The organism is Pseudomonas sp. GV047, assembly GCF_003058245.1.
GTDB classification, from domain to species: Bacteria; Pseudomonadota; Gammaproteobacteria; order Pseudomonadales; family Pseudomonadaceae; genus Aquipseudomonas; species Aquipseudomonas marginalis.
This window is the reverse complement of sequence record NZ_QCWA01000011.1, coordinates 131,681-148,616: the sequence shown is the minus strand read 5'-3', so window position 1 is coordinate 148,616 and position 16,936 is coordinate 131,681. Positions and strand designations below refer to the sequence as shown.

17 protein-coding genes and 1 pseudogene are annotated in these 16,936 nt (G+C 62.7%); 5 read left to right on the top strand and 13 right to left on the bottom strand.

Going from position 1 to position 16,936, the window contains the following annotated elements:
- Positions 1 to 343 precede the first annotated feature (343 nt).
- Together C8K58_RS24875 and C8K58_RS24870 are read left to right on the top strand one after the other, a co-directional pair.
- The gene (locus tag C8K58_RS24875) at positions 344 to 1,114 is read left to right on the top strand and encodes a hypothetical protein (protein ID WP_027607090.1); all 771 of its coding nucleotides are present in this window, start codon (positions 344 to 346) and stop codon (positions 1,112 to 1,114) included.
- A 126-nt stretch (positions 1,115 to 1,240) separates the two neighbouring features.
- Positions 1,241 to 2,053: an alpha/beta fold hydrolase gene (locus C8K58_RS24870; RefSeq protein ID WP_027607089.1), complete on the top strand. Its 813-nt coding sequence runs from the start codon at positions 1,241 to 1,243 to the stop codon at positions 2,051 to 2,053.
- A 34-nt stretch (positions 2,054 to 2,087) separates the two neighbouring features.
- Here the strand turns inward: C8K58_RS24870 and C8K58_RS33165 are convergent, their stop codons facing one another.
- From C8K58_RS33165 to C8K58_RS24855, 4 genes and pseudogenes are all read right to left on the bottom strand, one after another.
- Positions 2,088 to 2,792: a methyl-accepting chemotaxis protein gene (locus tag C8K58_RS33165; protein ID WP_371263386.1), complete on the bottom strand. Its 705-nt coding sequence runs from the start codon at positions 2,790 to 2,792 to the stop codon at positions 2,088 to 2,090.
- 201 nt (positions 2,793 to 2,993) lie between these two features.
- Positions 2,994 to 3,146: pseudogene (locus tag C8K58_RS33160) on the bottom strand (HAMP domain-containing protein); the annotation flags it as partial.
- 1,024 nt (positions 3,147 to 4,170) lie between these two features.
- On the bottom strand, positions 4,171 to 5,583 hold the full coding sequence (locus C8K58_RS24860; protein WP_027607087.1) for a PLP-dependent aminotransferase family protein: 1,413 nt from the start codon (positions 5,581 to 5,583) through the stop codon (positions 4,171 to 4,173).
- A gap of 202 nt (positions 5,584 to 5,785) precedes the next feature.
- The gene (locus C8K58_RS24855; protein WP_027607086.1) at positions 5,786 to 6,547 is read right to left on the bottom strand and encodes an SDR family oxidoreductase; all 762 of its coding nucleotides are present in this window, start codon (positions 6,545 to 6,547) and stop codon (positions 5,786 to 5,788) included.
- Between the two features lie 228 nt (positions 6,548 to 6,775).
- Between C8K58_RS24855 and C8K58_RS24850 the strand changes: the two genes are divergently transcribed.
- Positions 6,776 to 7,783 carry an NADP-dependent oxidoreductase gene (locus C8K58_RS24850; RefSeq protein ID WP_027607085.1) on the top strand — a complete coding sequence of 336 codons (1,008 nt, stop codon included), beginning with the start codon at positions 6,776 to 6,778 and terminating at the stop codon, positions 7,781 to 7,783.
- 49 nt (positions 7,784 to 7,832) lie between these two features.
- Here the strand turns inward: C8K58_RS24850 and pyrF are convergent, their stop codons facing one another.
- Positions 7,833 to 8,531: an orotidine-5'-phosphate decarboxylase gene (gene pyrF, locus C8K58_RS24845; protein WP_027607084.1), complete on the bottom strand. Its 699-nt coding sequence runs from the start codon at positions 8,529 to 8,531 to the stop codon at positions 7,833 to 7,835.
- A 259-nt stretch (positions 8,532 to 8,790) separates the two neighbouring features.
- On the opposite strand from pyrF, the gene C8K58_RS24840 reads away from it, so the two are divergent.
- Positions 8,791 to 9,555, top strand: a complete 765-nt coding sequence (locus C8K58_RS24840; protein WP_027607083.1) for a response regulator — start codon at positions 8,791 to 8,793, stop codon at positions 9,553 to 9,555.
- The gene (locus C8K58_RS24835; protein ID WP_027607082.1) at positions 9,555 to 10,592 is read left to right on the top strand and encodes a HAMP domain-containing sensor histidine kinase; all 1,038 of its coding nucleotides are present in this window, start codon (positions 9,555 to 9,557) and stop codon (positions 10,590 to 10,592) included. Before C8K58_RS24840 ends, C8K58_RS24835 begins: the two co-directional genes overlap by 1 nt.
- Here C8K58_RS24835 and C8K58_RS24830 read toward each other — a convergent pair.
- The 8 genes from C8K58_RS24830 to C8K58_RS24795 all read right to left on the bottom strand — a co-directional run bounded on the left by C8K58_RS24830 (position 10,589) and on the right by C8K58_RS24795 (position 16,786).
- The gene (locus tag C8K58_RS24830; RefSeq protein ID WP_027607081.1) at positions 10,589 to 11,650 is read right to left on the bottom strand and encodes an AI-2E family transporter; all 1,062 of its coding nucleotides are present in this window, start codon (positions 11,648 to 11,650) and stop codon (positions 10,589 to 10,591) included. The genes C8K58_RS24835 and C8K58_RS24830 overlap by 4 nt on opposite strands.
- Positions 11,651 to 11,721: 71 nt before the next feature.
- Entirely contained in the window at positions 11,722 to 12,540 is an 819-nt protein-coding gene (locus C8K58_RS24825) for a DUF4892 domain-containing protein (protein WP_027607080.1), read from the bottom strand.
- Positions 12,541 to 12,642: 102 nt separating this feature from the next.
- Positions 12,643 to 13,497, bottom strand: a complete 855-nt coding sequence (locus tag C8K58_RS24820) for an alpha/beta hydrolase (RefSeq protein ID WP_027607079.1) — start codon at positions 13,495 to 13,497, stop codon at positions 12,643 to 12,645.
- Positions 13,494 to 14,297: an alpha/beta fold hydrolase gene (locus C8K58_RS24815; protein WP_027607078.1), complete on the bottom strand. Its 804-nt coding sequence runs from the start codon at positions 14,295 to 14,297 to the stop codon at positions 13,494 to 13,496. The genes C8K58_RS24820 and C8K58_RS24815 overlap by 4 nt, the downstream gene beginning before the upstream one ends.
- Before the next feature lie 97 nt (positions 14,298 to 14,394).
- A complete protein-coding gene (locus tag C8K58_RS24810) occupies positions 14,395 to 14,838 on the bottom strand; it encodes a hotdog fold thioesterase (protein WP_027607077.1) in 444 nt (147 codons plus the stop codon).
- Between the two features lie 118 nt (positions 14,839 to 14,956).
- Positions 14,957 to 15,406 carry a phosphohistidine phosphatase SixA gene (sixA, locus tag C8K58_RS24805; protein ID WP_108574510.1) on the bottom strand — a complete coding sequence of 150 codons (450 nt, stop codon included), beginning with the start codon at positions 15,404 to 15,406 and terminating at the stop codon, positions 14,957 to 14,959.
- The gene (locus C8K58_RS24800) at positions 15,403 to 15,750 is read right to left on the bottom strand and encodes a DUF4389 domain-containing protein (RefSeq protein ID WP_027607075.1); all 348 of its coding nucleotides are present in this window, start codon (positions 15,748 to 15,750) and stop codon (positions 15,403 to 15,405) included. Before C8K58_RS24800 ends, sixA begins: the two co-directional genes overlap by 4 nt.
- A gap of 10 nt (positions 15,751 to 15,760) precedes the next feature.
- Positions 15,761 to 16,786 (bottom strand): NAD(P)H-dependent glycerol-3-phosphate dehydrogenase, encoded by a 1,026-nt coding sequence (locus C8K58_RS24795; protein ID WP_027607074.1) that lies wholly within the window; start codon positions 16,784 to 16,786, stop codon positions 15,761 to 15,763.
- Between the last annotated feature and the right edge of the window lie 150 nt (positions 16,787 to 16,936).

The window sequence follows — 16,936 nt, the reverse complement described above, 5'->3', positions numbered from 1 at the left end:
CTCCCTACCGCGTTTCGCTGTGTGCTTTACGCTGTAAGTGGCGCGCATTCTATGGATGGATTGAAAGGTCGTCAACCCCCAAGGATAAATTTATTTAAATCAATGACTTCGCCCGTGTTTACCGACCCGCGCAGGGCATTCTGCCCGTCCAGGCCTTGACGCCTATATTCTGGCGTCCGACAAGGCGCTATAGTTCGTTCCAGCAAGTGATGGCAATGTGCATCTACGCAGGGAGCGGCTACTTATATAGAAGAACTACCTGGGTAACTGGTCGATCAGTCCTATCCGTCGACAAGCCCAGTCACTACACTCCACTGTAAACCCTATCAAAGAGGTCACACCGGTGACACCACTCATGATCACCCTGCTGGTAATAGCCGGGATCGTAATACTGATCGCCATTGGCTACATGAACCACGTGGTGGAAAACAACAAGCTGGAAAAGAAGCGCACCGAGATCGAGCTTAATGATCGCCTGCGCCGTTGCGGTGAGATCACCGAGACCTTCCCTGGCCAACTGATGACCCCGGCGCTCAAGCTCTTACTGGCCCGCCTGGAGCTCAACGTCAATCAACGCCTGTTGAACCTCAACAAGACCAGTGCACCGCTCAAGGCCCGTATCACCGAGCTGAACACGCTGGTGGCCCAGGGCGAGTCCATCCCGGTGAACAACCCGCCGGCGCCGATCCAGACCGAAGCCAAGGCCAAGGACGTGCGCTTCCTGCTGGAAGCCCTGCATGGCCAGGTCACCCGCGCCGCCCAGGACGGGTTCCTGCCGACCAACGAAGCCAAGCACTGGATCAAGGAAATCCGCCATATCCTGGTGCTGTTGCACATCGAGTTCTTCAACAACCTCGGCCAGCACGCCTTGCAGCAGGGCCAGCCTGGCCAGGCGCGCCTGGCCTTCGAACGTGGCGTGCAGTACCTGCGCAAGCAGCCTGAACCGGTGCTCTACAGTGCACAGCTGCAATTGCTGGAAGGTCAACTGGCCCGCGCCAACTCGACCGTCCTGGCTAACAGCAAACAGGCGGCGGAGGAAGTCAACGAATTGACCGAAGGCATGAAAGAAGTCGACGCCGATGCCGAGTGGAAAAAGAAAGTCATCTACGACTGATCTGCCCACTCCCCTGGGGTGAGCGGGCTGCCCGCTCGCCCCAACATGCCATCAATTTGCATCTATCGCCCCGCCCCCGACTAGCGTAAAAAAGTGCCCCTCACTCCGTGAAGTCAGAGGCCCGCTATGCCTATCGCCGTCATTGATGGACAACCGCTGCATTACGTCGACCAGGGCACCGGCCCTGTCGTCCTGCTCGGTTCAAGCTACCTGTGGGACCGCGACATGTGGGCCCCGCAGATCGAAGCCCTGTCGCAACAGTACCGGGTCATCGTGCCCGAACTGTGGGGCCACGGCGAATCGGGCCAACTCCCCACCCCCACCCACACCCTCGACGACCTTGCGCGCCAGGCCCTGGCCCTGCTTGACCATTTGGAGATCGCACAGATCAACCTGGCAGGCCTGTCGGTGGGCGGCATGTGGGGCGCACGCCTGGCGTTGCAGGCCCCCGAGCGGATCAACAGCCTGGTGCTGATGGACACCTACCTCGGTGCCGAGCCAGAGGCCACGCGCCAGTATTACTTCTCGTTGTTCAAGATGATTGAAGACGCCGGCGCCATTCCTGAGCCGTTGCTGGATGTGATCGCGCCGATCTTCTTTCGCCCCGACATCGACCGCGAATCGGCGCTCTACCAGGATTTTCGCAAGTCACTGCAGGACTTTCCCCGGGAACGCCTGCTGCACAGCATCGTCCCCCTGGGTCGATTGATCTTCAGCCGCGAAGATGTGTTGGAACAACTACCGCAGTTGGACGCCGATACCACCTTGGTGATGTGTGGCGAACAGGACAAGCCTCGGCCACCCGCCGAATCCGAGGAAATGGCCGAGCTGATTGGCTGTGCCCTGATCCTGATTCCAGACGCCGGGCATATCTCCAGCCGGGAGAACCCGGATTTCGTCAACGAAGCGCTGCTGACCTTCCTCGCCAACCACGCCTGATCGCCCCCCTTCGATCGCCGCCTCGGGGCGGCGATCAAAGGCGGAAGTGCCCCACCATCCCCTTGAGCTCCGCCCCCAACTGCGCCAGTTGGATGCTCGACGCCGCATTGCCCTGCATGCTCAACGCCGATTGATCGGCACTCGCACGAATACTGGTGACACTGCGGTTGATCTCTTCGGCCACCGAGCTCTGCTCCTCAGCCGCAGCGGCAATCTGCTGATTCATCTGCTGGATCAACGACACCGCTACCGCAATGCTGCCCAGGGCACTTTCGGTTTCCAGCGCATCGCTGACCGCCAGCTTGACCAGTTCGCCACTTTGCTGGATCTGCTGCACCGATGATTGCGCCGCGCTGCGCAAGGTACTGACGAGCCGCTCGATTTCTTCGGTCGATTGCTGGGTGCGCTTGGCCAGTGCCCGGACTTCATCGGCCACGACCGCAAAACCTCGGCCCTGTTCACCGGCGCGGGCAGCTTCGATGGCGGCGTTCAAGGCCAGCAGGTTGGTCTGTTCGGCAACGCTTTTGATCACGCCCAGCACGGTGCCGATATGCTGGATTTCGGCACTGAGGCTCTCGATGCTGGTGCTTGCGCGGGTACTGGAAGTGGCCAGCAGCTCGATGCGCTGCAAACTCTGGCGCACCACCTGTTGGCCACTGTCGACCTTCTCGTCCGCCGTCTGCGCGGCTTGCGCGGCCTCTTCGGCGTTGCGCGCCACATCGTGCACAGTGGCGGTCATCTGGTTCATCGCAGTGGCAACCTGCTCGGTTTCCTCCTTTTGGCTGCTCACCTCGACGTTGGTCTGCTCGGTCACGCTGGACAGCGACTGCGCCGAGCTGGCCAATTGTTCGATACCGGCCTGCAGGCCGCTGACCATCTGGCTTAGGCCGCTGCTCATCTGCTGCATCGCCTGCATCAACTGGCCGATTTCATCACGACGACTGACCTCCATGCGCCCGCTCAGATCCCCGGCGGCAATCTGTCGGGCTACCGCGATCACACTGCGCAGCGGCGCGACGATCAAGCGGGTAATCACCCAGGCCGCAATCAACCCCACCAGCAAGGCCAGGGCCGACGAGCCAATGATCAACATCGCGCTTTTCTTCAGTTGCGCCTGCATCGACAGGTCTTCAGCGTCATAGGCCTGGTTGACCCGGCTGACGACCTGGTCAGCTCGATCATGCAGTTGTTTGTAGACGACTTTTTCCTGAGCCAGCAGGCCGGTGTATTCCCCCAGCTTTTCGCTGAAGGCGGCGATATGCCCGGAAACTTCGTTGAGCACCGTCTGATAACCAGGGTCCTTGACCGACGTTTTCAGTTGCTCGACCTGGGCCAGGGCCTGGTCGGCCTGCTCGATCTTGCCTTGCTCGGCGTCGTCTGCATCCGCCTTGCGGCTCTGGTCCAGGCGCACATGGGCTTCGTTCATGGCCTGCAACATCAAGCGGGAAACCTGACTGATCTGGCCTGCCTGCTCGATAAACTCGGCGCCCTCCTTACCTTGGCTTTCCTTGAGGCCATAGGCGCCGTCGTCCGCCAGCCCGGCCTGCAATACATCCAGGTTATTCGCCACGCTGGACACCGACCAACTGGCCATTTCCAGCGCCAGGTCCTTGGTCTGCGTCAGCTCGACAAACTCATCGAACGCCTTACGGTAGGCTGCGAGGGCCTGCTCGACCTCGGTCATCACCGGCACATTCGCCGCAGACTGGGCCTTGAGGCCGGCCGCCTGGGCCGCCAGGGCATCAAGACTTTCATGCAAGGCGTCGACGGCCTTGGGGTCGGCGTGCAGCGCGTAGTCCTGCTCGATCAGGCGCACCTTGAGCAAGCCGCTGTTAAGCGACGACATGGCCTTGAGGCCTTCAAAACGCTGGCCAACGGTTTGCAGGGACCACACGCCGATAGCCGCGACCAACGCCGTCAGCAGCAGCACCAGGGTGAAGCCCAAGCCCAGTTTTTTCGCCATACCCAGGTTGGCGAAACGTCGTTGCACGCCTGAAATCATTGCACTTGAATCCTCTTGCAATGGCGGACGCCATCAAGTCCGATGGACAAGCAACGAGATTCGCAACCAAAAGGCACTGAGCACAAGGCACTGGCGCCACAATAATGGCAAAAAGCTACACGCTCGTCGTTTTCAGAATGGTCGAGGTCGATCTGGCGGGCCCCATCGCACGGAACAACGCCAAGGCACGTTGATCAGTAGCATAGGCGACATTAAGGCGTAGCCACTCACTGTGCCCGCCGGTGGGACTGAACAACGCCCCAGGCGACAACAACACCCCCAACTGCCGGGCGCACGCCTGCAACCGCGAAGGCTGCGCCGTCCCCGGGCGTGCCCACAGGAACATACCGCCGGTGGGTACGGCGAACACCTCCCACTCTTCGTCCTCCAGCACTTGCAGGGTCACGGCCATTTCACTGCTCAACCGCTTGCGCAGGCGCTGCACCCACTTGCGATACGTGCCATTGGCCAGCAACGTCGCGACCACCGCTTCAGCAAACCGGGAGGTGCCGAAACCGGTCAAAGTCTTAAGGCTGGCCAGTTGCGCGATGATTGCACTGCTGGCGCAGAGGTAGCCCACACGCAAGGCGCTGCTCAGGGTCTTGGAAAAACTCGCGACGTAGATCACCCGATCATCATGGGGCAATGCCGAAAGCCGCGTGCAACTGGCCTGTTGCAGGTCGCCGTAGACATCTTCCTCGATGATCAGGAAGTTCTTGCGGTGTGCCAGTTCCAGCAAGCGCTCGGCCACCAGCCGGCACAGGCTGGTGCCCGTGGGGTTGTGATAAAGGCTGTGGATGAACAGGCACTTGGGATGATGGTGCTGCAGCAGCGCTTCAAGTGCCGGGAGGTCGGGGCCGCCTCGGGTACGCGGTACTTCCAGCAGTTTCACGCCCTGGAACGCCAGCTGCCGGTAGAGATTGGCATACCCGGGGGTTTCGACCACCACGCTGTCGCCGGCCTTGAGCAGCGTACGTATCAGCAGGTCCTGGGCATGGCTGGCACCTGCGGTGGTCAGGATGCGCTCCAGGCTGGTGGCGATGTGAATCTGGGTCAGGCGCTTGAGCAGTTGCTCGCGCAGCGCAGGCAGACCCAGAGGGGTGCTGTAGTTGAACAGGCCGGCCGTGTCGGTGCGGGTGACTTCGCGAATCGCGTAACTGATGTCATCGCTTTCGCGCCAGGCATCGGGCAACCAGCCGCAGCCCAGTTTCAACTCGCCCAACGGATTGTCGGCAAAGGCGCCCCACTCGCGCTCCGCCCCCTCATACCAGTTGCCTTCGTGGCAGGCAGCCGGCTGGGCCACCACAAATCCCGAGCCCTGCCGGGGCGCCAGCACCCCTTGGGCGACCATCCGTTCGAATGCTTCGATCACACTGGATTGGCTGAGCAGGTTGTCCAGGGCCAACTGGCGGACGGATGGCAAGCGTGTTCCGGGACTCACGCCGTCCTTGCGAATCCATTGCACCACGGCACTGACGATTTGCTGCACTACCGGTACAAGGGCCTGTCGATCGATCCCTAAATCCATGAGCCACTCACTTCAACTGTCTGTTATCAACCCGGAGAGTTAAGCACAGAAGCAGCAGGTTGCCGGCCGCATAAATTTATTAAATTATTGATTTTATTGACTTATTTACCTACTGACACATATTCGGTCACAGCGTTTTGCCAGCTTTGGAAAAGCCCCACGCGCCCCCAGACGTTTTCGAACAAGGGGCCGGCGCCAGGTCCTAGATAGCCGTCGCGCCACCGTCCACGGCCAAGGCGTGGCCGGTGGTGAACGCCGCTCCGTCGCTGCACAGGTACAGCACTGCGCTGGCAATTTCCTCCACCTTGCCGATACGCCCGACCGGGTGCATGGCGGCGGCGAATTCGGCCTTGCGCGGGTCGGCTTCATAGGCGCGCCGGAACATATCGGTATCGATCACCGCCGGGCAGACGGCATTGACGCGGATTTTCTTCTTCGCGTACTCGATCGCCGCCGATTTGGTCAGGCCGATCACCGCATGTTTGGAGGCTGCATAGATACTCATCTTCGGCGCCGCGCCCAACCCCGCCACCGACGCGGTGTTGACGATCGCCCCGCCGCCCTGAGCCAGCAGCAGCGGCAACTGGTACTTCATGCACAACCACACACCCTTGACGTTGACGCCCATGATCGCGTCGAACTCATCCAGGCTGCCGTCCGCCAGCTTGCCCTTCTCGATCTCGATGCCGGCGTTATTGAACGCATAGTCCAGGCGACCATAGGCGCCGATGGTCTGTGCCATCAACTGCTGCACATCCGCCTCCTGGGTGACGTTGCAGCGCACGAACAGCGCCTCGCCCCCGGCCTGGTGGATCAGCGCGACCGTACCCTCGCCGCCCGCTACGTCCAGGTCGGCGACCACGACCTTCAAGCCTTCGGCGGCGAACGCCAGCGCAGTGGCGCGACCAATACCGGCGGCGGCGCCAGTCACCAGGGCGACCTGGCCGGAAAACGTCATGCTCATGGAGGATGTCCTATTGGGATTAATGGCAGTGGCACGAGTCTAGCCAACGCCGAGACGCACACGTCAGCACTATCAGAAGGCCGGTTAGCGCCGTATGAGTCATGGTGATAAAGCAACCGGGCTCACTATCAATGGCACCTATCAATGAGCATTCGCACCCTCGGCTGACCTTGCCCCCAGGCCGTCCAAGGTCTATCAATCATGCTTCACTTCTAAAGAGTCCTTGCCATGACCGCCCAGACCAACCGCCAATTCCTGCTCGCCAAACGCCCGGTCGGCGCGGCCACGCGGGAAACCTTCACTTACCAGGTCGTGCCGGTGGGCACCCCCGGGGACGGGCAGGTGCTGGTGCGCAACGAATACCTGTCCCTCGACCCGGCCATGCGTGGCTGGATGAATGAAGGCAAGTCCTACATTCCGCCCGTAGGCCTCGGCGAGGTCATGCGCGCGCTGGGTGTGGGCAAGGTGATTGCCTCGAATAACCCGAAATTCGCCGTCGGCGACTACGTGAATGGCGCCCTGGGCGTGCAGGATTACTTCCTGGGCGAGCCGCGCGGCTTCTACAAGGTCGACCCCAAGCTGGCGCCCCTGCCCCGTTACCTGTCTGCGCTGGGCATGACCGGCATGACCGCCTACTTCGCGCTGTTGGACACCGGCGCGCCCAAGGCCGGTGAAACCGTGGTGATCTCCGGCGCGGCCGGTGCCGTGGGCAGCATTGCCGGGCAGATCGCCAAGCTCAAAGGCTGCCGCGTGGTCGGCATTGCCGGCGGTGCCGACAAGTGCAAGTTCCTGGTGGATGAACTGGGCTTCGACGCCGCCATCGACTACAAGAACGAAGACGTGCCCGCCGCCCTCAAGCGCGAGTGCCCTAAAGGTGTGGATGTGTATTTCGATAACGTCGGCGGCGACATTCTTGACGCGGTGCTCAGCCGGCTGGCGTTGAAAGCCCGCGTGGTGATTTGCGGGGCCATCAGCCAGTACAACAACAAGGAAGCGGTGAAAGGCCCGGCCAACTACCTCTCACTGCTGGTCAACCGCGCACGGATGGAAGGCTTTGTGGTGATGGATCACGCGGCGAACTTTGCCGCCGCCGGGCAGGAAATGGCCGGCTGGATGGCCCAGGGCAAGCTCAAGAGCAAGGAGGATATCGTCGAGGGGTTGGAGACGTTCCCGGAGACGCTGATGAAGCTGTTCAACGGCGAAAACTTTGGCAAATTGGTGCTCAAGGTCAGCTGATACACGGCAGATCCGCGCGTCCCCACGCGAACGTGGGAACGCGCATCGATCAGGCGATCTCGGCGACTACCGCCGCCAACGCCTTGGCCGGATCCGCCGCCTGGCTGATCGGACGGCCGATCACCAGGTAGTCGGAACCCGCGTCCAGTGCCTGGCGCGGGGTCAGGATGCGGCGCTGGTCGTCCTGGGCACTGCCCGCCGGACGAATCCCCGGGGTCACCAGTTGCAACGACGGATGGGCAGTCTTCAAGGCCTGGGCTTCCAGCGCCGAGCACACCAGGCCATCAAGGCCGGCTTTCTGCGCCAGGGCGGCCAGGCGCAGTACCTGCTCCTGAGGCTCGATGTCCAGGCCGATGCCAGCCAGGTCCTCGCGCTCCATGCTGGTCAGCACGGTCACGCCGATCAGCAACGGCTTGGGGCCGTTGCGCTGTTCCAGCACTTCGCGGCAGGCGGTCATCATGCGCAGGCCGCCGGAGCAGTGTACGTTGACCATCCACACGCCCATCTCGGCCGCAGCCTTGACCGCCATGGCGGTGGTGTTGGGGATGTCGTGGAATTTCAGGTCGAGGAACACCTCGAAGCCTTTGTCACGCAGGGTGCCGACGATTTCCGCGGCGCAGCTGGTGAACAGTTCCTTGCCGACCTTGACCCGGCAAAGCCTGGGGTCCAACTGGTCAGCCAGCTTCAGTGCGGCGTCACGGGTGGGGTAATCCAGGGCGACGATGATAGGAGTCTGGCAGACGGACATTGGAATGGGCTCTCAGGCAAGTCGAAATCGGCGCGGATTGTAGCGCAAGCAGCGCCGTTGCGGGATCCGATGATCGGTAAATACTGACCAACCGCCATCAGCCGGGCATTCCAGATGATTATTTCAAAGCTGATACATTCATGACATGCCCACAACACGCCCTGCCGCTAGCCTCGCCCGCACGACCCACCGACCAGCACTACCAGCCATGGGGCTGGGCGCCTATGCTGAGCGCAACAACCAGGCAGATGATCGCACTATGCATACCCCTTCCGTCCCCTTGAACGACGAGCCCAAAGGCGCGGTGGTCGCCGATGACAAGCGCTGGAACACCCGTGCGCTGATCGTCGACGACGATGTGCCGATCCGCGAATTGCTGATCGACTACCTGGCACGCTTCAATATCCTCGCCACCGGCGTGACCGACGGCGCCGCGATGCGCCTGGCCATGCAAGCCGAAACCTATGATGTGGTGGTACTCGACCTGATGCTGCCGGGGGAAGACGGCCTGACCCTGTGCCGCTGGCTGCGCGCCGAGTCGGATATCCCGATCCTGATGCTCACGGCCCGCTGCGAGCCCACCGACCGCATCATCGGCCTGGAACTGGGGGCCGATGACTATATGTCCAAGCCCTTCGAACCCCGTGAACTGGTAGCGCGGATCCAGACCATCCTGCGCCGCGTGCGCGATGACCGCACCGAACAGCGCGCGAATATCCGCTTCGACAACTGGCGCCTCAACAGCGTGTTACGTCAATTGGTGGCCGACGATGGCCTGGTGGTGCCGCTGTCCAACGCGGAATTCCGTCTGTTATGGGTGTTTATCGAACGCCCGCGCCGGGTGCTGAGCCGTGAGCAGTTGCTTGATGCCGCCCGTGGCCGCTCGATAGAGGCCTTTGATCGCAGTATCGACTTGCTGGTGTCACGCCTGCGGCAAAAACTCGGGGATGACCCCAAGGCACCGCAGTTGATCAAGACCGTGCGCGGCGAAGGCTACCTGTTCGACGCCCGGGATATTGGCTGATGCGCGCGCCCTTCAACACGCTGTTCGGTCGGCTGTTCGGCGTGTTGCTGGTGGCGATTGTGCTGGCCCATGGGCTGGCGTTCTTCTGGTTTCACCACTACGGCCAACCGCCGCCGCCCCCTCCTGAGCGTTTTATCGAGCAGCCGGACGGGACCCTGGCGCCGATGCGCGACAAGCACCCACGCCCCTGGTTTGGCGGCCCGGTGGTGCCCCTGACCTTTCAATTCGTCTCGTTGATTATCGCGGCCTGGTACGGTGCCAAACTGCTGAGCCGGCCGATACAGCGCCTGAGTGAAGCGGCGGAACGCTTGAGCCTGGACCTCGACAGCCCACCCCTCGATGAATCCGGCCCGAGGGAAGCACGGCAGGCCGCCTCGACCTTCAACCTGATGCAAAGGCGCATTCGCGAGCAGGTCAGCCAACGCGCGCGCATGCTCGGCGCCGTCTCCCATGACCTGCGCACCCCGCTGTCACGCCTCAAGCTGCGCCTGGAGCAGATCGAGGACACCCGGCTGCAGGGCCAGATGCGCCAGGACCTGAACGACATGATCGGCATGCTCGACGCCACCCTGAGCTACCTGCACGAACAGCGCACCAGTGAAACCCGGCATTGGCTGGATGTGCAGGCGCTGGTGGAGTCCATGAGTGAAAACGCCCAGGACCAGGGCTCCGATGTGCAATGTGCGGGCAGCTGCCTGCCCTTGCAGGTGCAACCGATGGCCCTGCGCTCATGCCTCAACAACCTGATCGACAACGCCTTGCGTTATGCCGGCACAGCCCGCGTGGAGCTGGAGGACAGCCGCGAAGCGCTGGTCATCCGTGTGATCGACCACGGGCCGGGGATCGCGGTCGATAAGCGTGAGGCGGTGTTCGAACCGTTCTACCGGCTGGAAGGCTCGCGTAACCGCAATTCCGGCGGCGTCGGCCTGGGCATGACCATCTCTAAGGAAGCGGCAGAACGCCTGGGCGGCCGCCTGAGCCTGGAAGAGACCCCAGGCGGCGGCTTGACCGCCGTGATGTGGTTGCCCAGGGCTTAAAGGGGCTTGTCTTCACGTCGAACCTGGGCCTGGGTTGCGCTCCAATCCATCAACAGGCTGTAGGCCACGGCCAGCAGGGTCGGGCCGATAAACAGGCCGATAAAGCCAAAGGCAATCAAGCCGCCGAAGACCCCGAGCAACACGATCACCAGCGGCAGGTTGCCGCCACGGCTGATCAGGTACGGCTTGAGCACGTTGTCCACGCCGCTGATGATGAACGTCCCCCACACGCCAAGGAACACCGCATAGGTGTAGTCGCCTTTCCACGCCAGCCAGGCCGTGGCCGGGATCCATACCAGCGGCGGGCCCATCGGGATCAGGCTGAGCAGGAACGTCACGATCCCCAGCACCAACGCACCCGGCACGCCGGCGATCAGGAAGCCGATCAGTGCCAGCAGGGCCTGGGCGGCGGCAGTGCCGATCACACCGTTGACCACACGCTGCACCGTACCGGCCACCAGTTCGATGTAGTAACCGGCACGGTCACCGATCAGGCGTTCCAGCAAACGATGCACGAACATCGCCAGACGCGGCCCGTCACGATAAAAAAAGAACACGAACACCAGGCTCAGGGTCAGCTCAAGGATGCCCCCGCCGATCTGCGCACTGCGCGCCAATAGCCAGTTACCCACCTGCCCCAGGTACGGCTTGAGGCTGACCATCAGCGCCGCGCCCTGCTCGTCGATGCTGTTCCACATGCCGACCAGGCGTTCCCCCACAAAGGGAATCGCGGCCAACCAGGTTGGCGCCTCGGGCAGCCCATCGACCTGAATATCCTTGATCAACGCCACGGCATCGCGCACATGGTCCGCGAGATTGAACCCCAGCCATACCAGCGGCACCGCCACCAGCAACATCCAGCCCAAGGTCAGGATGCCGGCGGCCAGGGATTCACGGCCACCCAGCCAACGGGTCAGCAGCACCATCAACGGCCAACTGGCAAACGCCAGCACCGCGCCCCAGAACAGCGCCGACCAGAACGGCGCCATCACCCAGAAGCTGGCACCAAACAGCACCAGCAGCAGGATTTGCACCAGCAGGCGATCGTTATTGAGCATGGGGTATCTCTAGAAAAGGCTGTAGGAAGAGAGCTTAGGCGAACGGCACGGGTCCGTTCGCCCTGTTGCGGTCAGCGTATCAGATGCAGGTGCAGGCCTTGGGTTTCAGTGCTGCCGGTTTCCAGGCGCGCGGCGCGCACGCCTTTATCGACCAAAGCCTGGCGCCAGGCTTCGGCTTTCGGGCCGGTCAGGCTGACGCGCAAGGTCGTATCGAGGTTCAAGCCCCGGGAAATCAGGGTCAGCCAGGTGTCGTCGGGGTCGCCGCCAAGCGCGGGGAAATCCAGCTCACCGGTGCTTTTGAGCTCGCGCAACAAGGTGGCCGAGGTCGGCAGCAGGTCGCCCAGCGGTGCGCCGGCATCCAACTGCTCCACATGCAGGTAGGCACGGCGGTTGCCTCGGGTGATGCCGTACATGGCCACCAGGGAGTTTTCCTGCGGGGCAGCCAGACGCAGCAGCAGGTATTCCTGCTGGCCGTCGGCCCCTACCAGCTTGGCATTACCGAACACTTCGTTGGCCCACAGGCTGCTTTCACCGCAATCGCGGGCCTGGCACCAGAACAACAACTGCGCGCCGTTGGCCTGCAACGCTTCGCGCGTCGACGTGAATGCAGCACTGGAGGTGTGTTCGGCAGGCAGTTCGTAGGTAATCGCTGTGGCTCGCCCACGGGCGGTGGCCTGGCCCTCGTAACGCAACTGGCCACTGATCTTGCGGATCGCCCCCATGGGGTAGATGCGTTCCTTTTCTTCAGCGGGACGGTAATCGACGATCTGTGCGTCGACCTGACGGGCCACGGCAGGCAGGTCCTGGCTTCCCGGCACATCGGCGGCGAACACCAAGGGGCTGAAACAGCACAGTCCGAGGGCACGTATACATCCTTTACGCAGGCTCATCGGATCGGTGAGCCCTGGCCATCGGAGGTCGCAGCAGTGTTGAGTTGGTTCATGGTTGACTCCCTTTCAATCCGCCCAGCCTCGGCAGTTGACCGCCCCAAGTCAAGGCGCGGAGAAGAACCGATTGAAACAGTCTGCAACAAGGACCGCACCGGGCTCATCATTCAGGTGTAAATGATGGCCACCCGGCAACGTGGTTACCGTAAAGGGTAGCTGGGAAAGCAATTCGGGATGTTTCGCCAACATGCCATCGGCGGCGACCACCAACTGCGCAGGGCAACCCACGCGGCGCACGAAAGCCATCGCCTGCTCATCGGTCAGGCGCATCGGCGAAGCCAGGGTCAGGCGACTGTCCGAGCGCCAGGTATAACCGCCCGGCACCGGCATCAAACCGCGCTGGGCCAGCAGCTCTGCGGCTTCACGGCTCACGGCGACCAGACCTTTCATGCGCGCCTCAACCGCCCGATCCAGGGTGGTGTAGACCGGCTTGCGCTTATCCTGCAGGTTCAATTGCGCCTGCAAGGCCATGCCCAGGCGCTCGGCCGCGTTCTCACCGCTGGCCGTGGGCGGGATCACGCCGTCAATCAAACCCAGGTGCGTCACCCGTTCCGGCAAGGCACCGGCCAGCACCAGGGACACGATGGCGCCGAGGGAGTGGCCGAGTAATGCAAAACGTTTCCAGCCCAGTTGCTCGGCAACGTGCAGCACGTCGTGGACGTAATCCCACAAGGCATAACCGGCACCTGTAGGACGATGCGCCGAATGCCCATGGCCGGCCATGTCCAGCGCCACGATACGTAAACCCGCAAGCTTCGGCGCCAGGCGTGCAAAGCTGTTGGCATTGTCCAGCCAGCCATGCAGGGCGATCACCGGCAAACCGTCCTCGGGGCCAAACAGATGGGCCGCCAACTCAATGTGCGGCAGGCTCAGGCGAACCTCTTCGACGGGTGTGCTCATGCGCAGCTGCGCTCCCGGGCTTCCCAGCGCGCGAACAGGGTCTTGATCAAGGTCGCGGTGTCCTGGGGGCGTTCGAGGGGAAACATATGGCCGCCGGGCATGGTGAGCATTTCGCCCATGGGCAGACGGTCGACACCGCTGGCGTGGTGACGCATCACCACGCGGCTCTGGCGACCGCGCACCACCGCCAGCGGCACTTTCAATTGGCGCACCTGGCCAGGGCTGGTGTGGGGCACGCCCCGGTAGATGCTGATTTCGGTGGCCGGGTCGAAACGCAGGCGCAGGCGATCACCCGCCTGGTACAGGCCGTGTTGCAGGTAGGCGTCGAAGCATTCCGGGTCAAAGCCTCGGAACAGGGTCTTGCCGGCAAAGTAGCTGCGTGCGGCGTCCAGGTCGCTGAACTCTTCACGACGGCCCAGGGTGCGCCCGGCCGGCGTGAGGCGGTCGATAAAACCGAAGCGCTTGGCGGCGCGGATCACCCAGCGGTCGGCGCGGGTCAATACCGGCGAATCGAGCATCACTACCCCGCGATACAGCTGCGGGCAGCGCAGGGCCGCGTGCAAATGCAGCACGCCACCCAGGGAATGGCCCACGCCCCAGACGGGCTGCGGTTGCTGCTCCAGATGATGGATCAACTCGTCCACCAGGTTCTGCCAGTTATCGTCCACTGGAAACCTGGGGTCGTGACCGTGCTGCGGCAAGTGAGCCACCGCATATTCCGGGGCCAGGGCGGCAAACAGCTTGCCGTAGGTGGCCGAGGGGAAGCCATTGGCGTGGGCAAAAAACACGTGCTGCGACATAGCGGATCCATCTGCAAAAACCGAGATTGATTGTCACCAGGCCCAAGCCCCACAGCAATGACTGTAACTGCCAGGAATGATGACACTCACGCCACACCTATCGCGCCGGAGGGGTTTCGCCCAAAGGCACCACGGCCATGGTCAGCCGTGAGACACAGTTGCACTTGCCGTCATCGGTGGTCAGGCGAATGTCCCAGACCTGGGTGGTGCGGCCGATATGGATCGCCTTGGCCACCGCCGTCACCCGCCCGCTGCGCACACCGCGCAGGTGATTGGCGTTGACCTCCAGGCCCACGCAATAGAACTTGCTCGGGTCGATGCACAAATAAGCCGCCACGGAGCCGACACTCTCGGCCAGTACCACCGACGCACCGCCATGCAGCAGGCCGTAAGGCTGGTGAGTGCGGTGGTCGACCACCATGCTGGCGGTGAGGGATTCGTCGTCGAAGCTTTCAAAACGGATGTCCAGCAGTTCACCGATGGTGTTTTTCTGGCCGGCATTGAGTTGTTCGATATTCGGTTGGGTGCGCCACAAGCTCATGGAATTGTCCTTATTGGTTTTATTACGACCCTAATCCTGCCACACAACTGCCTCGCTGCGCTCGCTCCAACGAAAAACGACGGACATAAGACCCGATCCTCTGTGACCCGGCGATAGCCTACGGATTCTTCACGCTGACCAGGCTCATCAACCCCGCCAGCGGGAAGTCGCCTTCAAGCTCCGCCAGGCTGGCGGTGGACATCGGCTGCGGCTGGCGCTGATGGCCATGCTGCAGAAAACTGATCAAGCTGCCGACCAGGGGCTGATGACTGACCAGCAGCACGTTGTCATCACTGTCGAGCTTGCTCAGGACCTCCAGCGGATTGCCCTCCGGCGTGAGCCAAGGCACCGTGCGGATATCCGGTTCAAAACCCAACGCGTCCCGCACCAGCTGTGCAGTCTGCTGCGCCCGCACGTACGGGCTGGCAATGATCGCGCTGAGCGGCTGGCCGATCAGGTGCGCCGCACTGCGCAACACCTCGGCGCGGCCATGTTCGGTGAGGTTGCGCTCGGCATCCGTGCGGGCATGCGCCTCGGCCTCACCGTGACGCAAGACCCACACCTTCATAGCTTCGGCTCCTCATCCCGCACCGGGTGCGGCGCCGGCGGCACGCTGTGGGCGGCTTCGCCCTCGGGAGCGCGAGGGGTTGGCCAGTCGGCGAACGGCCAGGGCTTCTGTTCGGTGTGGAAGCTGCCAAAGCGGCCGATCTGGGCAAGAAACTGGCTGAGGCTGTCGCCGAAGTTCATCAGGCCCAGGTTCGGCGCGCTGTAGACCAGGCGGTAGATCAACTGCACCACCACCAATGCGCCGAGCAGGAACTGCGCCACCTGCCACACCAGGGCAAACACCAGCATCCACAGGATGCGCAGGATAATGGACTCGTACTTGGGGGCTGCTTTCGGATCGTTCATGGCGCGTTCCTCAGTTGAAACCACTGGTGGAAATAAAGTCGACGTCGGTTTTGGGCTCGGCCCGCATCAGCAACTCGATGACCTGGTTCAAGGTGCGCCCTTCAAACAGGATCGCGTGCAGCCCGGCGACCAGCGGCATGTACACGCCGACTTCCTGGGCCTTGGCCTTGAGCACCTTGAGGGTGTTGACCCCTTCGGCCACTTCGCCCAGGCGCGTCACCGCGTCTTCCAGGCTCAGGCCCTGGCCCAGGGCGAAACCCACCTGGTAGTTGCGGCTTTTCGGCGACGAGCAGGTGACGATCAAGTCGCCCACGCCGGCCAGGCCCAGGAAGGTCATGGGGTTGGCGCCCTGGTTCACCGCGAAGCGGGTCATTTCCGCCAGGGCACGGGTAATCAGCATGCTCTTGGTGTTTTCGCCCATGCCCAGCGCCACCGCCATGCCGGCGATGATCGCGTAGACGTTTTTCAGCGCCCCGCCCAGTTCCACGCCAAAGCGGTCGCCACTGGCGTATACGCGGAAGGTCCGGCCATGCAGCACCGCCTGGACGCGCTCGCACAACGCCTCATCCTCGCTGGCGATCACCGTGGCGGTCAGCGCGTGCTCGGCGACTTCCCGCGCCAGGTTCGGCCCGGACAGCACGCCAATGCGCGCCCGGGGGGCGATCTCGGCGAGGATTTCGCTCATCAGCTTGAAGGTCTGCGCCTCGATGCCCTTGGTCAGGCTGACCAGCAGCTTGCCCGCCAGGCGCTCGGCATGGGGCGCCAGCACCGCGCGCAAGGCGCTGGAAGGCAGCGCGACAAAGCACAGGTCGCAGTCCGCCAGGGTGGCCAACAGGTCGGTGACCGGCTCGACCGCCGGATGAATCTTGATGCCTTTAAGGTAACGAGGATTTTCGCGGTGTACGCGAATGGCCTCGGCCTGCTCGGGATCGCGCATCCACTGGCGCACCGCATGGCCGTTCTCGGCCAGCAGGTTAGCCACGGCGGTACCAAAACTTCCGCCTCCCAGGACCGCAATAGGGCGCTGTTCAGTCATATGCAATCCGTTAATCCATACCAGTGGCGATGGCGGCATTATACGGGGCGACCCGCTTGCGGCCAGCCCCCGTATCAAATCGTGGGCCTGTCGGGAAATGCCATGTCCGTGTAACGGAATTGCAAGGGCGACGACTGGCAAATAGCCTCG